The organism is Pseudomonas sp. 2822-17, assembly GCF_002742485.1.
GTDB classification, from domain to species: Bacteria; Pseudomonadota; Gammaproteobacteria; order Pseudomonadales; family Pseudomonadaceae; genus Aquipseudomonas; species Aquipseudomonas cyclaminis.
In genome coordinates this window covers 1-394 of sequence record NZ_LJRZ01000415.1, presented here as the reverse complement: position 1 = coordinate 394, position 394 = coordinate 1, and the positions used below count along the sequence as shown (strand labels likewise).

Genomic DNA, 394 nt, shown 5'->3' with positions numbered 1-394 from the left:
GTTTTAAGTGTGTTAGGTTGTTGCCTAATATTAGCTGGATTAGTCGGGTTCAGGAAGCGAGATTTGGAGTAAAAGCAGAAACAGTCCGTGAAAAGGCATGTCACGGACTGTTTTCAAATAATGAAGGTGAACTAAACCGTACGTCACTTAATGGTCGCTAGTGCTTTTCTTATAGGAACATGAATCTCCATGCACCACTCGTCATACTCCCACGGGTGGCATCGTTCATCGTAAAACTCAAAGTCCATCATTCTATCATCTATTTCATATCCTGAACCAGGAAACCACTCTTCTAAAATATACTTCCAAGTACCTTGAATGGAGTTGACGAAATCTTCGTCCTTTACAACAGGTGTTGTGAAAACTGCATAGGTAGCAGGTGGTACCTCTAGAG

General features: G+C 41.6%; 1 protein-coding gene. It reads right to left on the bottom strand.

Features of this window, described 5'->3' with window-relative positions:
* Window positions 1-143 precede the first annotated feature (143 nt).
* Window positions 144-394 (bottom strand): GyrI-like domain-containing protein (locus AOA60_RS13895; protein WP_143522438.1); only part of this gene is annotated, 251 nt, incomplete at its 5' end.